Below are 14,752 nucleotides of genomic sequence, written 5' to 3'. Positions count from 1 at the left end.
TCCTCCGCTCGGCCCATGACGGGCCGTTCCATTGATGTGTCGCGGTATCGGGACAGTCGGCTGGGCGGGCCTTCAGTGGGCCCGCCACGCCTTGGCGCGCCGGCGGCTCATCGCCGCCATGCGGGCGTCGTTACGCCAGTACACGAGGTGGTCGTCCATTTTCTCCATGGCGACGAACAGCAGGTAGCCGACCACGGTGAGCACCACCAGCACGGCGAAGGAGGCAGACATGTTGAGCGCGAAGCTGTAGCGCTGCATGAGAACCCCCAGCCCTTCGCCGGCGGAAATGAACTCGCCCACGATGGCGCCGATGAGTGCCAGAGAGATCGCCGCCTTGACACCCGCCATGATGATCGGCGTGGCGTTCGGCAGCATGAGGCCGAAGAAGATCTGCCGCTTGCTGGCTCCCAGCGAGCGGAACATCTCATGCGCGTCCTCATCGATATTGAGAAGTCCAGTCAAAGTATTGATGAAGGGCGGGAAGAAGCAGATCAGCGCACCGATGGCGATCTTCGGGCTGGTGCCGAAGCCGAGCCATGCGATGATGATCGGCGCGAGCGCTATACGCGGGATGACCTGCAGCACGATGACATAAGGCGAGATATAGCGCCGGAAGGTCTCGCTGAGGCCGGCGGCGACGGCGAGCGCGATGCCGACGATCGAGCCGATGACGAAGCCGGCAATCGCCTCCCACAGCGTGACACCCATGTGATACCAAACATTGGCTCGCACGAAGAGCATGTCGTAGAGCGAGACGACGATTGCGCTCGGCCGCGGCAGGATCAGCGGATCGACCAGCCCGGTCGCGCTCGCCGCCTCCCATACGGCAATGATGGCCAGGAACAGGGCGAGATGCCGTGCGGCGCGCCCGAGCAGCAGTCCTGGTTCCGAGGCGAGGCCGGTGGCGCCGGGCAGACGGTCATTGGCGGTGAGGCTCATCTCAATGCCCTCCGAGTACGGCGCGCACATCCGAGACGAGCGCATTGAAGGCCGGTGTCTGCATGAGCGAGATGTCGCGGGCATCGCCGAACGGCACCTCCACGATCTTGGCGAGGCGGCCGGGCCGCGGCGTCATCACCATCAGCTGGTCGCCGAGAAAGATCGCCTCGGGAATATTGTGGGTCACGAACAGCACGGTGGCCCCGACATCGCTGACGATGCGCAGAAGCTCCAAATTGAGCCGCTCGCGCGTGAACTCGTCGAGCGCGCCGAAGGGCTCATCGAGCAGCAGTATGGTCGCGCCGGTCTGCAGCAGCCGGGCGAGCGCGACGCGCTGCTGCATGCCGCCCGATAACTGTCGGGGAAAGGCGAATTCAAAATCCCTGAGCCCGACGAGCCGCAACAGGTCCATGGCGCGGGAGCGATCGGCCGCCGACACGGTGCCCCTCACCTCGGTCGGCAGCAAGACGTTCTCGACCGCTGTGCGCCATTCGAGCAGGGTTGGCTTCTGGAACATCATGCCGACGTCGCTGGACGGCCCGTCCACCCCTCGCCCCATCACGGTGAGGCTGCCGGATGTTTGGCGAATCAGGCCGGCGACGAGGCGCAACAGCGTGGACTTGCCGCAACCGCTCGGCCCGACAAGCGAAACGAATGTGCCGCGCTTGATGTCGAAGCTTGCGCTCTCCAGGGCGACGACTTCGCGGTTGAAGACCTTGGCGACGTCGCGGGCGGATATCACCACGTCGTCGGTTCGAGGCCGGGCCTGTTCGGCCACGGCGAATTGGGTGGCAACAGCGTTCACCTATTCCCCTCCTTCGCTGGCGCGCAGCCGGGCGCATTCACCCGGACGGGCGTCGGTCGAGATGGACGTTCCTCGCGGGTCGGCCTGCATTTTTGCCCGATAGGCGTGCAGGTCCTACCGTCGTTCACTCACGGTTTGGGTGCACGGGTCTTCGCCCGAGACGTCTTCTTATGGTCCGCCGATGTCACGCGACGATCGGGCGGCTCTCCAGGGCGCGCAGGATCTGGGCCTGCGACTTGCCGATGTGCCGGCGTACCACGCGGGCCGCGGCATTGCCGTTACGCGCCTGCAACGCGTCGATGATCTCGTTGTGATCGCGCAGCGGCCCCTCGCTGCCCCCACGATCGGCGATGGCGGCCAGGCTGATCATGCACAGCCTTTCGTAAAGCTCCATCAGGCGTGCGGTTTCTTCAGCCAGGCGGCGATTACGCGAGAGCATCGCGAGTCGATTGTGGAATGTGCGATTATACTCGGTGAAAACTGCGTTAGACGAGCTGTCGGCGTCGCGGTAACGATCGAGATCCCCGAGTTCTTCGTCTGACGCCACAAGGGCAGCCTTACGCACGCATGCGGTCTCGAGAATAAACCGCATCTCGAGCACATCCTCGGCATCGCTGACCGAGATCGGCCGTACACGGTGGCCACGGCGGGGCTCGATCTCGACGAGCCCCTCCAACTCCAGCTTCTGCATGGCGTCGCGCACTGGAGATTTGCTAACCCCGAAGCGTCCGGCGAGGTCCGCCTCGCGCAACTCGGCGCCCGGCATGATCGAGCAGGACAGAATCTCCCGCCGAACCAATTCGTAGACCCTGTTGCGCACTAGCTTCATCAATCTCTCTCTTCTGAGATATCACCACGATATAATGATCGATCGATAACGTCAACAGCGATGCGCATGAGACGAACTCGAAGCGGCTGTGGATAGCAGTTCTGAGGCGTCATGCGGGCTGTGAGGTTCAGCCTGGACTGAGCTGTTCGACACCACAGTTTTAGTTTTTCGAGCAGCGAGATATGTCAGATACAAGAACGGATGCGGCCACGAAGCTGCCTGCCTGCATCATCGCCGAGAGGTCGAAGCCGAAGGCCTCCTCGATGCGCGCCCCTGCCCTTTCCGCGCATAGCGCTTCCCGTTCGGGCTGTCGCGCCTGATGATCAGTCCGGCATCGACGAGGGCGGACAGGTGACGTCGCAATGTCGCCGGCGCGATGCCGTGGGCGCGAAGGGCGAGCTCACGATTGGACGGATAGACGATCAGATCGCCGGACGTGAGGGCCGTTTCCTGATGGAAGCTCAGGAGCGCCTGAAGGATGGCAAGCGCGCGATCCGTGACGCCGAGCCGATCTTTGGCTTCGGTGAGATCGCGGAACAGCGTCCATTTGTGGACCGTCTTGTCGTTGGACAGGTTTTGGAGGCCAACTGCGCTGCCACATGGCAAGCGTCGCCGGCCGCCGCCCAAAGGGCGTCGTTGCAAGTGTCATGTTGTCCTCACTTCCGTGAGGAAAGGCTCACGCCCGCCGAAACGACGCCGCCGACTCTTGACAGTGATTCGTCCGGTTCTCGGCGCGCGGCCGACAGCCTGGAGAACGGCTGGTGGGATCTTTTGAACGACGGATAAAAACCGCGAGAGCGCGGCATGATCGACGCCGAGAGCTGCCCGGGTCGTGTCTTTGTCGAAGCCTTTGTCGAGAAGGGTGGACGCGAACAGGGCCCTTTCAATGTAGGACAGGTCGGCACGGACGGCGTTTTGAGTTCTCCGTCAACGTTCGAAGCCGCCGTAGCTGGGCCGGTAGCTTCGGTCGGCCGTACCTTGCGTTGCTGACGGACCATAACGATGACCCATGCAGCTCAGCTCGCGCCCCGGCCCGATATAGCCGCGGGCGTCCCGCTGGGCTTCATCGGTCATGCCGTGTAGCCGCCGGCAAAGGGGCTGAGTTCCCGGCGCGCCTGGCTGACGGCGTGCCTGATGGCATTGAGCGCCCGGCGCGCCTCGATCTGGAGCGGATACCACGCCTCAGTGCCTTCCTGGACGGCGGCGAAGCGGCGCAGCGGGTCGAGCGCGGGCCATTTTGTCTGCGGCAATGCCGGGTCATGGGCGAAGCGCTGGCCGCTCGTGTAATCGATCGGCACGAGCGCACGCCCCACACGCATGAGCACGCGGTCCGCCTCCCCTGCCCTGGCCTCCTCCAGGGCTGTCCTGGTCGCGGCAAAGGCCGCGCAGGCACGGCGCAACTCCGCGATCTCGGCGAGCACCTCATTGAGGGAAAGACCGTGCGCGGCGCCGAGCCCGATCTGCCGCAGCGTGGCCTGCAAATCCTCAACCTGGCTCGTCGGATCGAGCGGAAGCATCGGCTCGGTCAAGAGCCGCAGGATGAGCCGTCGATAGATCCGGGTGTCGCGTTCGAGCAGCGCCGGGTCGATCTTGTCGAGGAGATCGTCCGGCGTGTGCCACCACCAGCCGAGACTGGCGCGCAGGCCGAGATCGTCTTCCGGCTGGGTGCTGAGCACGCCGAAGATCGAGGGAATGCCGATGCCCCAGAAGGACTGGTCGGCATTGCGGCCGAGACGGCTGCCGGAGAAGGGCTCGCCGGCTTCGGTGCTGAGCACGTCATGGGCCAGTGCCGCGAGTTCTGTGGCCGCGCCCGCTTCGGCGAAGCTCGTCGCGCCCATGCCGCCCGTCGAATCCACATTGACGTGAATCGCGCAGCGGCGCTCAAGCTCCTGCCAATGGGCATCGGCATACCAGGCGGAGCTAGCGTAGCGACCGTGGGAATGGCCGGACCAGAAGCAGAAGCGCAGGTTGCGCCGCCAGCGCGGCTGCACGGCGGCGGCAAGCCGCGCCACCTCCATCATGGTGACATTGGCGGCGCCGTTGTCCATCACGCCCTTGTACCAGGTATCGTGATGGCCGGAGAACAGGATGAAGGGCGTGTCCTCCGTCGCCTCCGGCGCCGCCATGTCGGCGACGAGGATCGGCGTCTGCCGCCAGCCGGTATCGACCTCGGCGTGAAGGACCACATTCGGCTTTTCGCCGCGCGCCAGCGCCTCGCGCAGCGCCCCGCCGTCGGCGGCGCTCACCGTCAGCGCGACGGTGATCGGCATCATCGCCATGGTGCGCGTGTCGGGACTGCCCCAGACCGGCGAGATGCACATCTCGTGCAGATGCTCGTGCGGGCTGATGTGCAATTGACCCGCCGCGCCGGCCTGGGAGGCGCATAGCGCGACCTGCGGCGTCGCCATGCCGTCGACGAGGACGATCGCACCGCGGAGGTCCTTGCCCGCGAAATCGCCCTCTGTGCCCTTGCCGACATAGACGAGCGGCGCGGTCGTGCCGCCGGCCAGCGAGGGCTGCGACATGGAATGGGTGATGGCCTTCAGCTCGCGGCCGTCGGCCACCACACGCGCCTTGCCAGGAAGGCTGATATAGGCCGGATGATGGAGAATGCGCGTGACATAGCCGTAAGCCGCCATCTGCCGCTCGATATAGCGCAGGCTCTCGGCCTCCTCGGCGGTGCCGCTCAGCTTCGTCCAGCGGGCGAGTTCCGCCAAATGCCGCATCATCACCTCGGCATCGACCCGCGGCGCGGCGTCCAGGAGGCCGTCATCCGCGTGACGATCAATGGTCTGCGCCATCAGCTTCTTCCTTCCACATGATCGCGCAATTCGGAGAAGAGCGCGGCACCGACCGTCCGCCGTCCGGCTTCGACATCCCCGATCATCGCGATGAGACGGTCGACGAGCGGGGTGTCGAGCCCGTGCCGGCGCGCCGTCGTCTGCACCGGGCCGAGTTGGGCGGCGACGTCGGTCCGACGCTTGCGCACGACGATGTCGCGCCATACGCCGCTGTGCGACTTGGCGGTATGCGTGTTGTAGTCGATGAGCGCGTTTAGCGACATGTCGATCGCCGCTACATCCCTGCGTGCGAAGGCGTCCGGATCGAAGCCGTTGAAGCCGAGCGGCTTCACGCCAGCGGCGGCCGCAACCGTCAGCACCTCCTGGATCAAGGCAACCGTCGTGCGCTTCCAGGCGGGATTGGCGATGAAGCCGGCGATCGATTCATCGGCGAGCGCCGAGGTCTTCAGCAATGTCCCGTAGGCCGCCTTGCCCCAGAGATAGCCGAAGATATTGTCGGTCTCGACGGCGTCGCGATCGAAGATCTTGAGGAGCGCGTGAAGCGCGGCGATGCGCGGGCGATGCGCGCCGTTGAGCTCGCCCACCACCACTGCGCCACGGCCGCCGTAGAGGATCCGGCCCGGCTCCTGATAGTCCGCCATAAAATTCACGAAGGCGCCGATGGTGCGCTCGCGGCCGACGATATCGGCGATGACCAGCTCGTTCAGGCCGTTCTGGCAGGAGACGACCATGCCATTGGGCGCGAGATGGGGCGCGAGCGCGCGCGTCGCCTGCTCCGTGTGATGCGCCTTCACGGCCAGAAGAATGAGCGGATGCTGCCCGCTCATCGCGTCCGGGGTCACTGCCGGCCCCCCGGTCGTGAAACTGTCGATCGGCCCTTCGATCTTCAGCCGGTTCGCCTTGATCTCCGCCACATGCGGCGCGTCAATATCAACGAAAAGCACATCTTTCCCGGCACGCGCCAGATAGGCGCCGATCGTGCCGCCGATCGCCCCCGATCCCCAGATGACCACCTCTGCCACGCACCGACCCTCCGCTGATGGCCGCAATATAATGGCCGCATCTTGACATAAGACATTTTTGACGAGAACGTCATCTGACAAAATGCAAGTTTATCAGAAAATATCAGCTTTGATTGTCTGACGATTTAGGCATGGTCCAGCAGCAGGCTTTTCACGGCGAGGACGACAACGAGCGCGGCGGCGCAGGTGTCCGCGAAATGGCGGCGGATCGAATTCGCGCCGCGATCGTCTCGGGCGACCTGCTTCCAGGCCAGCGTGTGCCGGAGCGGGAGCTCTGCGCGCTGACGGGCGCGGCGCGCACAACGGTGCGCGAGGCTGTCCGGCAGCTCGAATCCGAGGGCCTTATCACCTCCATCCCCTATCGCGGCCCGGTCATCGCCGAGCTCACCGACAGGGAGGCGCGCGACATCTACGAGCTGAGAGCCATGCTCGAAGGCCAGGCCGGGCGGCTCTTCGTCCAGCGCGCCAGCGGCGAATTCGTCGCGGAGCTGCGCCGCACCGTCGAGGATATCGGACGGGCACATGCGGCGCGCGACATGGTGGGCGTGATCACCAGTTCCGACGAGTTTTACAAAGTGCTCACCGAAGGAGCCGCCAACAAGGCGCTGAGCCAGGTGCTGCTCACGATCCACAACCGGCTTGCGCTCTTTCGCTTCAGTTCGACGCGTTGGCCGGGCCGGGCCGAGCGCAGCATGGCGGAGCTGCGCGACATCGCTGATGCCGTGCAGGCGCGCGATGCCGCCGCCGCGGAGGCCGCCTGCATCCATCACATCGAGGCCGCCGCCGAGCTCGCATTGATGGTGCTCGCCGAGCGAGCCCGCGGCGCGGCGGCGGCCAGCCGCTCCCGGTCGTCGAACCATGGGGCAAGATCATGAGCGTCGGTCGTATCGAGCGGCACGAAGCGCTCGTCGCGATCCCGCCGCACAGCCTCGGCACGCCGCAGGACATCGCCAATGCCGTGATGTTCTTTGCACCCGATACGGCCGATTACATCACCGGACAGCCGGTCAACGGCGGGGCTTCTTGAAGTGGCAAGTGAACCGAGGGTGAAAAGCCGCTTTGGAAAGGAACGTTGAGGGAGCAATCTTCGAAAAGCGGCAGAAAACTTACTTGCCGCGACGTACAAAAATATTGGGAACAGCAAACAGAGGGGTACTCGTCATGACAGCCAAGACCGATCTTTCGGCCGGCTTGAAGCCGCGGCGACGCGATCTGCTCAAATTCACCGCGGCGGCGGCGGTGGCCGGCATTGTTCCGCGCGTGGCTTTCGCGCAGAAGGCGGGCGTGCTGCGCGTCGGGCTCAGTGCCCGCGACCTCGGCCTCCTGCATCCGCATGTGGCGACCGCCTCCAACGATACGCCGATCATTAATTCGATCTTCAGCGGACTTCTGGCCTACACGCCGCCGAAGGTGAGCATCGAGGCGATCGCGCCCGATCTCGCCGAGCGCTGGGAGGCGGCCCCCGACCACAAGAGCTATACGTTCCACCTGCGCAAGGGTGTGAAGTGGCATAAGGGCTACGGCGAGGTCACGGCCGAAGACGTCAAGTTTTCGCTGGAATGGGTGCGCGACAATCCGCAATCCACCTTCCGTCCGCTCTACGCGAATATCGCCGGTGTCGAGACGCCTGATCCTTATACCGTCGTCGTCAAGCTGAAGACCGTCGATCCGGTGTTCCCGGTGCTGGTCTGCGACTGGCAGGGCGGCTACATCATCTGCAAGAAGGCGATCCAGGAGCTCGGCGACAAATACAAGAGCCAGCCCATCGGCTCCGGCCCCTTCCAGTTCGAGGGCTACCGGCCGAAGGAAAGCGTCACGCTTGTCGCCAATCCCGATTATCACGGCGGCAAGCCGAAGCTCGAGCGGGTGATCTATTCCTATATCCCGGACGAGACGTCGCGGCGCTTCGCCTTCGTCAAGCAGGAAGTGGACATGATCCAGGGCCAGGCCAACGAGGACTGGCTGAACGAGGTCGAGAAGGCGACGCCGGGCAAGCCGATGGTCGATCTGCTCGGGCCGACCCGCATGGTCTCCATCCACATGAAGAAGAGCGTGAAGCCGCTCGACAATCCCATGATCCGTCAGGCGATCGCCCATGCGATCAACCGCGACGACTATGTACAGTTCTTCGGCCGCGTCTTTATTCCCGCTTATTCGCCGACGCCCTCGGAATATTTCGGCACGCCACCGAAGGATAAGATCCCGGCCGAGCTCGTCTATGACTATGATCCGGACAAGGCGAAGAAGCTGCTGGCCGATGCCGGCTTCCCGAACGGCTTCAAGCTCGAGACCATCATCAGCGAGCGCACCGACTATCTGAACCTCGCCCAGATTGCGCAGGAGCAACTCTCGAAGGTCGGCATAGACCTCAAGCTCGACGTGGTCGACCAGAGCACCTATGTGTCCGGCATCATCAAGGACAACAAGGGCTCGCTCGTCTGGTCGACGGCATCGCGCTTCCCCAGTGCCGACACCCTTCTGCGTGAATTCTGGCTGTGCGCCTCCGATGTCACGAAGCCGACGGGCGTTCAGAATTTCGCGCTCTACTGCAATCCGGACTTCGACGCGGCGTACCAGGCGGGGGTCGCCGCCTTCGAACCGGCTGAGCGCGCCAAGCATTTCGCCGAGGCCGAGTTCCTGCTGCTCAAGGATCTGCCGTCGGTGACGATCGGCGGATTGGCGACGGCTGCTTTGAGACAAGGCTATGTCGATCTGGGCTATACGGTCGAGAAGGGTCAGAATATCCTCGCTCTTCCCTACATGTATCAACTGACTCAGAACACCAGCGTCTGAGGGTTGGGCTGCCGTGCCGCCTTCGCCGGGACGGCTCCGGCATCCACTCTCGAGCAGGCCGGACCATGGGCCTGGCGTGAGCCGCCCAGGCAACGCGGCCGAACGCAATCCGCGAGCGGAACGAAAGCGGTCCCGAGAGGGCCTGCCGCGCAATAGGTAGCAAGCGCCGATGTTGAGGCTGATCGTCACCCGCATCCTGTTCACGGTCATGGCCATCTTCACGGTCCTGACCGTGCTGTTCTTTGGCGTCAGACTGGGGACAGGGGATCCCACCGTCGCCATCCAGGGGAGTTACGCCACGCCTGAGACGCTCGCCGCGATGAGCAAAGCGCTCGGCCTCGACAAGCCTCTTTGGGAGCAATACCTGATCTATCTGGGCGGGCTCGCCAAAGGCGATCTGAGCGTCTCGATCCAGAACGGCCAGTCCGTGCTGAGCCAGATCCTGCAGGTCGTGCCTTATACTTTCGACTTGACGCTCTCAGGACTGCTGATCGGGCTCATCCTCGGCGTTCCGCTCGGCTTCCTGGCCGCGGTCAAGCGCAATACGGCCTATGACCACGCAATCCGCATCGTGAGCCTCACGGGCATCTCGGTGCCGCCCTTCATCATGGGCTATTTGCTGATCATCATCTTCGTCATCGGGCTCAACCTCTTCCCGGTGGCGGGCGGCGGCGACCTCGGCAATCCCGCCGACCGGTTCAGCCATCTGGTGATGCCGGCACTGTCGCTCGGCCTCATCATGACGTCCTACATCACGCGCCTGACGCGCACGACGGTGCTGGAGATCCTGACCAAAGACTTCATCCGCACCGGGCGTGCCAAGGGGCTCGGCCAGCGCATCCTCCTCACCCGCTATGTGCTGCGCCTGTCGCTGGTGACGATCGTCACCCTCGTCGGCCTCTATGCCACCATAACGGTCGGCAGTTCGGTGGTGATCGAGGTGGTCTTCAGCCGGCCCGGCGTCGGCCAGCTCATCGTCGGTGCGATCACACAGAGCGACTATACCGTCGTACAGGGCGCGGTGATCTTCTACGCAGCCTTCGTCGGGATCGTAAATCTCGCCGTCGATATCGCCTATGCCTTCATCGACCCGAGGATCAGCTACGAATGACGGTCATGCAGGAGCCGGCCGCATCCGGCCCCACCGCCCGCCGCCAGGACGGCCTCGTTCACAGCCTCCTGCGCTTTCTCGCACGGCTTCCACTGACGGCGAAGATCGGCGGCGTGATGGTGGCGGTCGTCGTGCTCATCGCCATTTTTGCGCCGCTGCTCGTGACGCATGATCCGACGACGCAATCGATGATCCAGCGCAACCGCGGCTTCTCCGCCGCCCATTGGCTGGGAACCGACGCTTTCGGTCGTGACGTCTATAGCCGGCTGATAGTCGGCGCGCGCTACAGCCTGGCGATCACGACGGCCTCGCTGCTCGCCGCCGCCGTCGTCGGCACCTTCTTGGGGCTTGCCGCCGCCTATAACCGCGGCGGCAAGCTCGACATCGCCGTCGTCTGGCTGGTCGACGTGCTGATGACCTTCCCGACGCTCATCCTCGGCGTCATCGTGGTCGCCATCTTCGGGCCCGGCCCGCTCAATGTTGCGCTGGCGATCTCCGTCGCTTTCCTGCCGCGATTGACGCGCATGGCGCGGGGCGTCGCGCTCAGCATCGTGTCGAACGAATATATCGAAGCGGCGCGCGCCATCGGCGCAAGCCCGGCGCGTATCATCGCACGCCATCTCCTGCCCAATATCATGAGCGAAATGACGGTGATCACCGCGCTCTGGCTCGGCACGGGCATCGAGGTGGAAACCAGTCTGAGCTTCCTCGGGCTCGGCGTGCAGCCGCCGACGCCGAGCTGGGGCCTGATGATCAAGGAGGGCATCGGCACGCTCTACGTCAATCCCTGGCCGTCCCTGCTCCCCGTCGCAGCGATCCTCTTCGTCATCCTCGGGCTCAACCTGCTCGTCGACGGCATCCAGGAACTCAAAAATCCGGGAACGCGTGATGGCTGAGCGCATGCAATCGGGCCTGGCCGCCGGCCCGCTTATCGAAGACGACGCCGTGCCTCGGCGCGCGCCGGCCGAGCCGTTGCTCCGCGTCGATGAACTCACCACCTGGTTCAACCTGCGGGCCGGGCGGGTGCGGGCGATCGACGGGATATCGTTTTCGGTAACCCGCGGCGAATGCCTCGCCATCGTCGGTGAATCCGGGAGCGGCAAGAGCGTGACCGCCCTCTCGCTTCTGCGGCTCGTGCCGACGCCGCCGGCCGAGATCGAGGCGCGTGCAGTGCGTTTCGAGGCGACGGACCTCATGGGCCTCAGCGAAGAGGAGATGCGCAAGGTGCGCGGCCGCGACATCTCCATGATCTTCCAGGAGCCGATGACCTCGCTTCATCCAATTCTCAGGATCGGCAAGCAGATCACCGAGACGCTGGTGCTCCACACCAATCTCTCCACGACGGAGATCAAGGCACGCGCCTTGGAGCTGATGCGGCTCGTGCGCATACCCGACGCGGAGGAGCGGCTGCGCCAATATCCGCACGAGCTGTCGGGCGGCATGCGGCAGCGGGTGATGATCGCCATCGCGCTCGCCTGCAACCCGAAGCTGCTCATCGCCGATGAGCCCACGACTGCGCTCGACGTGACCATCCAGGCGCAGATCCTCGATCTCATCCGCAACCTGCGGCAACAGCTCGGCATGGCCATCCTGTTGATCACCCACGACATGGGCGTGGTGGCGGAAAATGCGGACCGCGTCCTCGTCATGTATGCCGGGCGCGTCGTCGAGGAGGCCGGGGTCGAGGATCTCTTCGCCAATCCGCTGCACCCCTATACGAACGGGCTGATGGCCTCCATTCCGCGCATCCCCGTCGGGCGGAGAGGACCGGGCAAGCGGGAACGGCTCAACGAGATCCCCGGGATCGTCCCCTCCCTGCAGGAGCGCCCCGAGGGCTGTGCCTTCGCGCCGCGCTGCGGGCTGGCGACGGATCGATGCCGTCGCCAGCCCCCGCCGCTTACCGAAAAGCGGCCTGACCATCTCGCCGCCTGCTGGGAATGGGAACAGCTGGTGAAGGAGGCCTCGTGATGTGCGCCGCGAACAGAACCGGCCTCGCGACGCCCGCCGAGGCGCCGCTGCTCGAGGTGAAGAACCTCAAGAAGCACTTCCCCATCCGCAAGGGGCTCTTGCGGCGCGTCGCCGGCCATGTCTACGCGGTCGACGGCGTCTCCTTCACGCTACGGCGCGGCGAGACGCTCGGCGTCGTCGGCGAGAGCGGCTGCGGCAAGTCGACGACCGGCCGCGTGGTGATGAAGCTGATCGATCCGACTGCCGGCACGATCAGGCTCGCCGGCGAGGACATTACGCAGGTGCCGCCGGATCGGCTGCGCCAAATCCGCCGCCAGATGCAGATCATCTTCCAAGATCCCTATTCCTCGCTCGATCCCCGCCAGAGCGCGGGCTCGATCGTCGCCGAGCCCATGATCGTGCATGGCACGGCGCGCGGCCAGGAACTCGAAGACCGAGTGGCCGATCTCTTCAAGCGCGTCGGGCTGCGCACCGACGACATGCGGAAGCTCCCGGTCGCCTTTTCCGGCGGGCAGCGGCAGCGCGTCGGCATCGCCCGGGCGCTTGCGCTCAATCCGAGCCTCATCGTCTGCGATGAGCCGGTGTCGGCGCTTGACGTCTCGATCCAGGCGCAGGTCGTCAACCTGCTGATGGATCTGCAGGACGAACTCGGCCTCTCCTATCTCTTCATCGCCCATGATCTCGCAGTGGTGCACCACATCAGCCACCGCATCGCGGTGATGTATCTCGGCCGTATGGTCGAATTCGCCGAGACGGAAGACCTCTTTGCGGAGCCGCTGCACCCCTATACGCGGGCGCTCCTGTCCGCCATTCCTATTCCCGATCCCACCGCCCGGCGCGCCGAGCGCATCGTGCTGGCCGGCGACCTTCCGAGCCCGTCCAAACCGCCGAAGGGCTGCCATTTCCACACGCGCTGCCCCTTCGCCTTCGACCGCTGCCGGGTGGAGGATCCCCCATTGCGCGAGATCCGGCGGGGCCATTTTGCAGCCTGCCATCTGCTCGACGGCCAAAATGTAGACGCGTCGAATGCAGCGGTGACCGTGGCCGGTTCAGCCTTATCCGAGGGAGAGCCATAGCCGATGACCGTGGAGCGCCGATTAGCAGAGCATGTCGCGCGGCTCCGCTATGATGACTTGAGCGATGCGGCGCGCGATGCAACCGACCGCCTCTTCCTCGATACCCTCGCCGCCATGCTGTCGGGCGTCGGCAATGGCGAATGCCGAGGAATCGTCGGCAAGCTCGTGGGCGATGAGCAAGGCGGACACTGCACGGTTGCCGGGCGAGCTGAGGGCGTCAGCGCCGCCACGGCAGCGCTCACCAACGGCATCTTCGCCCATTGGTGCGAGTGGGATGACGTGCATGATGCGGCCGGCATTCACGGCAGCGCAGTGATCTTTCCGGTGCTGCTGGCCGCGGCCGAGGAGAGCGGCCTCGGGCCGGACGTCGGTCGTGAGTTCGTGACGGCCGTGGTCGCCGCCTATGACGTCGCGGCGCGCATCGGCCTGGTGATGAACGTCAACTCCTTCCACGGCTGGATGACGACGGGAGCGGCGGCCGCGATTGGTGCGGCCGGTGCGGCAGCGCGGCTTCTCGGCCTCGATGCGGCCGGCGTCCTCTCGGCCATGGGCATCGCCGCAACCGGCGGTGGCCTCTCGCGCCAGTCGCTCGCCGATCGGACCAGCGGCAAGAACGCGCTCTGCGGCCTTGCGGCAAGGAACGCCATCGATGCGGCGCGCATGGCCGCGGCCGGCATCGTCGGCGCGCCCAATTTCTTCGCGGGCGTCTACGGCATCAGCGCGCTGCACGCCGGCGGCAAGGCCGATATCGCGCCGCTCCTCGGCGATCTCGACGAGCGCTTCCTCATCACTGACGCCGGCGTGAAAGCCTATCCGAGCTGCCGCTCAACGCATCCTTCAATCGATTTGATGCTCGATCTCCTCGCCGAGCGCCCGGGCATTGGCGCGCTGGTGGAGAAGGTCGCCTTCACCGTGCCCGACCTGCCCTTCGCGCTCTGTGGCCGGTCTTTTACGCCGGGCGACAATCCTCGTGTTTCGGCGCAGTTCAGCATTCCCTTTACGGCTGCCCTCGCGCTCACCCGCGGCGCAGTCGCGCCGCAGGATTTCCTGCCGGACAATGTCCTCGCCTTCGCTGGCGACCATGGCGCCCTGATCCGGGCGATCACCGTCGCCGCGGCCGATCCGCCGATCGGCGCGCAGAAGACTGTGCCAGCCCGGGCACGCGTGACGCTGCGGACCGGCGAGGTGCTCGACCGAGTAACCGACAGCATCAAGGGCTCCGTGCACCGCCCGATGACCCCGCAGGAGGAATGGAGAAAGCTCGCCGCCGCCTCCGCCGGTGTGCTGACCGAGGCTCAATGCGAGCAGTTGCGCACGGCCGGGCGAGACTTGCGCCGCTCGGGCCCCGCACCCGCGCTGGAGATCCTGCGCGGCGCCTGAGGCGTCTCACATTGCACGGGCGGGCGTA

14 protein-coding genes are annotated in these 14,752 nt (G+C 65.2%); 8 read left to right on the top strand and 6 right to left on the bottom strand.

Annotated features, from left to right (window positions below; genetic code table 11):
- Window positions 1-72: 72 nt before the first annotated feature.
- The 6 genes from ACFQU1_RS09675 to ACFQU1_RS09650 form a co-directional block, all read right to left on the bottom strand.
- On the bottom strand, window positions 73-939 hold the full coding sequence (locus ACFQU1_RS09675) for an ABC transporter permease (protein ID WP_378131819.1): 867 nt from the start codon (window positions 937-939) through the stop codon (window positions 73-75).
- Between the two features lies 1 nt (window position 940).
- Complete coding sequence (locus tag ACFQU1_RS09670; protein WP_378131817.1) at window positions 941-1,744, bottom strand: ABC transporter ATP-binding protein; 804 nt, start codon at window positions 1,742-1,744, stop codon at window positions 941-943.
- 184 nt (window positions 1,745-1,928) lie between these two features.
- Entirely contained in the window at window positions 1,929-2,573 is a 645-nt protein-coding gene (locus ACFQU1_RS09665) for a GntR family transcriptional regulator (RefSeq protein ID WP_378131815.1), read from the bottom strand.
- A gap of 228 nt (window positions 2,574-2,801) precedes the next feature.
- A complete protein-coding gene (gene repC, locus ACFQU1_RS09660; protein ID WP_378132091.1) occupies window positions 2,802-3,179 on the bottom strand; it encodes a plasmid replication protein RepC in 378 nt (125 codons plus the stop codon).
- A gap of 464 nt (window positions 3,180-3,643) precedes the next feature.
- A complete protein-coding gene (locus tag ACFQU1_RS09655) occupies window positions 3,644-5,374 on the bottom strand; it encodes a M28 family peptidase (RefSeq protein WP_378131813.1) in 1,731 nt (576 codons plus the stop codon).
- Complete coding sequence (locus ACFQU1_RS09650) at window positions 5,374-6,396, bottom strand: ketopantoate reductase family protein (protein WP_378131811.1); 1,023 nt, start codon at window positions 6,394-6,396, stop codon at window positions 5,374-5,376. The genes ACFQU1_RS09655 and ACFQU1_RS09650 overlap by 1 nt, the downstream gene beginning before the upstream one ends.
- 131 nt (window positions 6,397-6,527) lie before the next feature.
- Here ACFQU1_RS09650 and ACFQU1_RS09645 point away from each other — a divergent pair, with 131 nt between their 5' ends.
- The 8 genes from ACFQU1_RS09645 (at window position 6,528) to ACFQU1_RS09610 (ending at window position 14,724) form a co-directional block, all read left to right on the top strand.
- Window positions 6,528-7,271 (top strand): GntR family transcriptional regulator, encoded by a 744-nt coding sequence (locus ACFQU1_RS09645; RefSeq protein WP_378131809.1) that lies wholly within the window; start codon window positions 6,528-6,530, stop codon window positions 7,269-7,271.
- Window positions 7,268-7,423: a hypothetical protein gene (locus ACFQU1_RS09640; protein ID WP_378131808.1), complete on the top strand. Its 156-nt coding sequence runs from the start codon at window positions 7,268-7,270 to the stop codon at window positions 7,421-7,423. The genes ACFQU1_RS09645 and ACFQU1_RS09640 overlap by 4 nt, the downstream gene beginning before the upstream one ends.
- A 134-nt stretch (window positions 7,424-7,557) precedes the next feature.
- Complete coding sequence (locus tag ACFQU1_RS09635; RefSeq protein ID WP_378131806.1) at window positions 7,558-9,189, top strand: ABC transporter substrate-binding protein; 1,632 nt, start codon at window positions 7,558-7,560, stop codon at window positions 9,187-9,189.
- Window positions 9,190-9,358: 169 nt separating this feature from the next.
- A complete protein-coding gene (locus ACFQU1_RS09630; protein WP_378131804.1) occupies window positions 9,359-10,300 on the top strand; it encodes an ABC transporter permease in 942 nt (313 codons plus the stop codon).
- Window positions 10,297-11,196 carry an ABC transporter permease gene (locus ACFQU1_RS09625; protein WP_378131802.1) on the top strand — a complete coding sequence of 300 codons (900 nt, stop codon included), beginning with the start codon at window positions 10,297-10,299 and terminating at the stop codon, window positions 11,194-11,196. The genes ACFQU1_RS09630 and ACFQU1_RS09625 overlap by 4 nt, the downstream gene beginning before the upstream one ends.
- Window positions 11,189-12,268, top strand: a complete 1,080-nt coding sequence (locus ACFQU1_RS09620; protein ID WP_378131799.1) for an ABC transporter ATP-binding protein — start codon at window positions 11,189-11,191, stop codon at window positions 12,266-12,268. Before ACFQU1_RS09625 ends, ACFQU1_RS09620 begins: the two co-directional genes overlap by 8 nt.
- Window positions 12,268-13,344: an ABC transporter ATP-binding protein gene (locus ACFQU1_RS09615; RefSeq protein WP_378131797.1), complete on the top strand. Its 1,077-nt coding sequence runs from the start codon at window positions 12,268-12,270 to the stop codon at window positions 13,342-13,344. The genes ACFQU1_RS09620 and ACFQU1_RS09615 overlap by 1 nt, the downstream gene beginning before the upstream one ends.
- 3 nt (window positions 13,345-13,347) lie before the next feature.
- A complete protein-coding gene (locus ACFQU1_RS09610; protein WP_378131795.1) occupies window positions 13,348-14,724 on the top strand; it encodes an MmgE/PrpD family protein in 1,377 nt (458 codons plus the stop codon).
- The last annotated feature ends 28 nt before the right edge of the window (window positions 14,725-14,752 follow it).

The sequence above is a fragment of the Chelatococcus sp. GCM10030263 genome, from assembly GCF_042666455.1.
Taxonomy (GTDB): domain Bacteria; phylum Pseudomonadota; class Alphaproteobacteria; order Rhizobiales; family Beijerinckiaceae; genus Chelatococcus.
The sequence above is the reverse complement of the archived record's forward strand: the minus strand, read 5'-3'. Positions and strand labels throughout refer to the sequence as shown.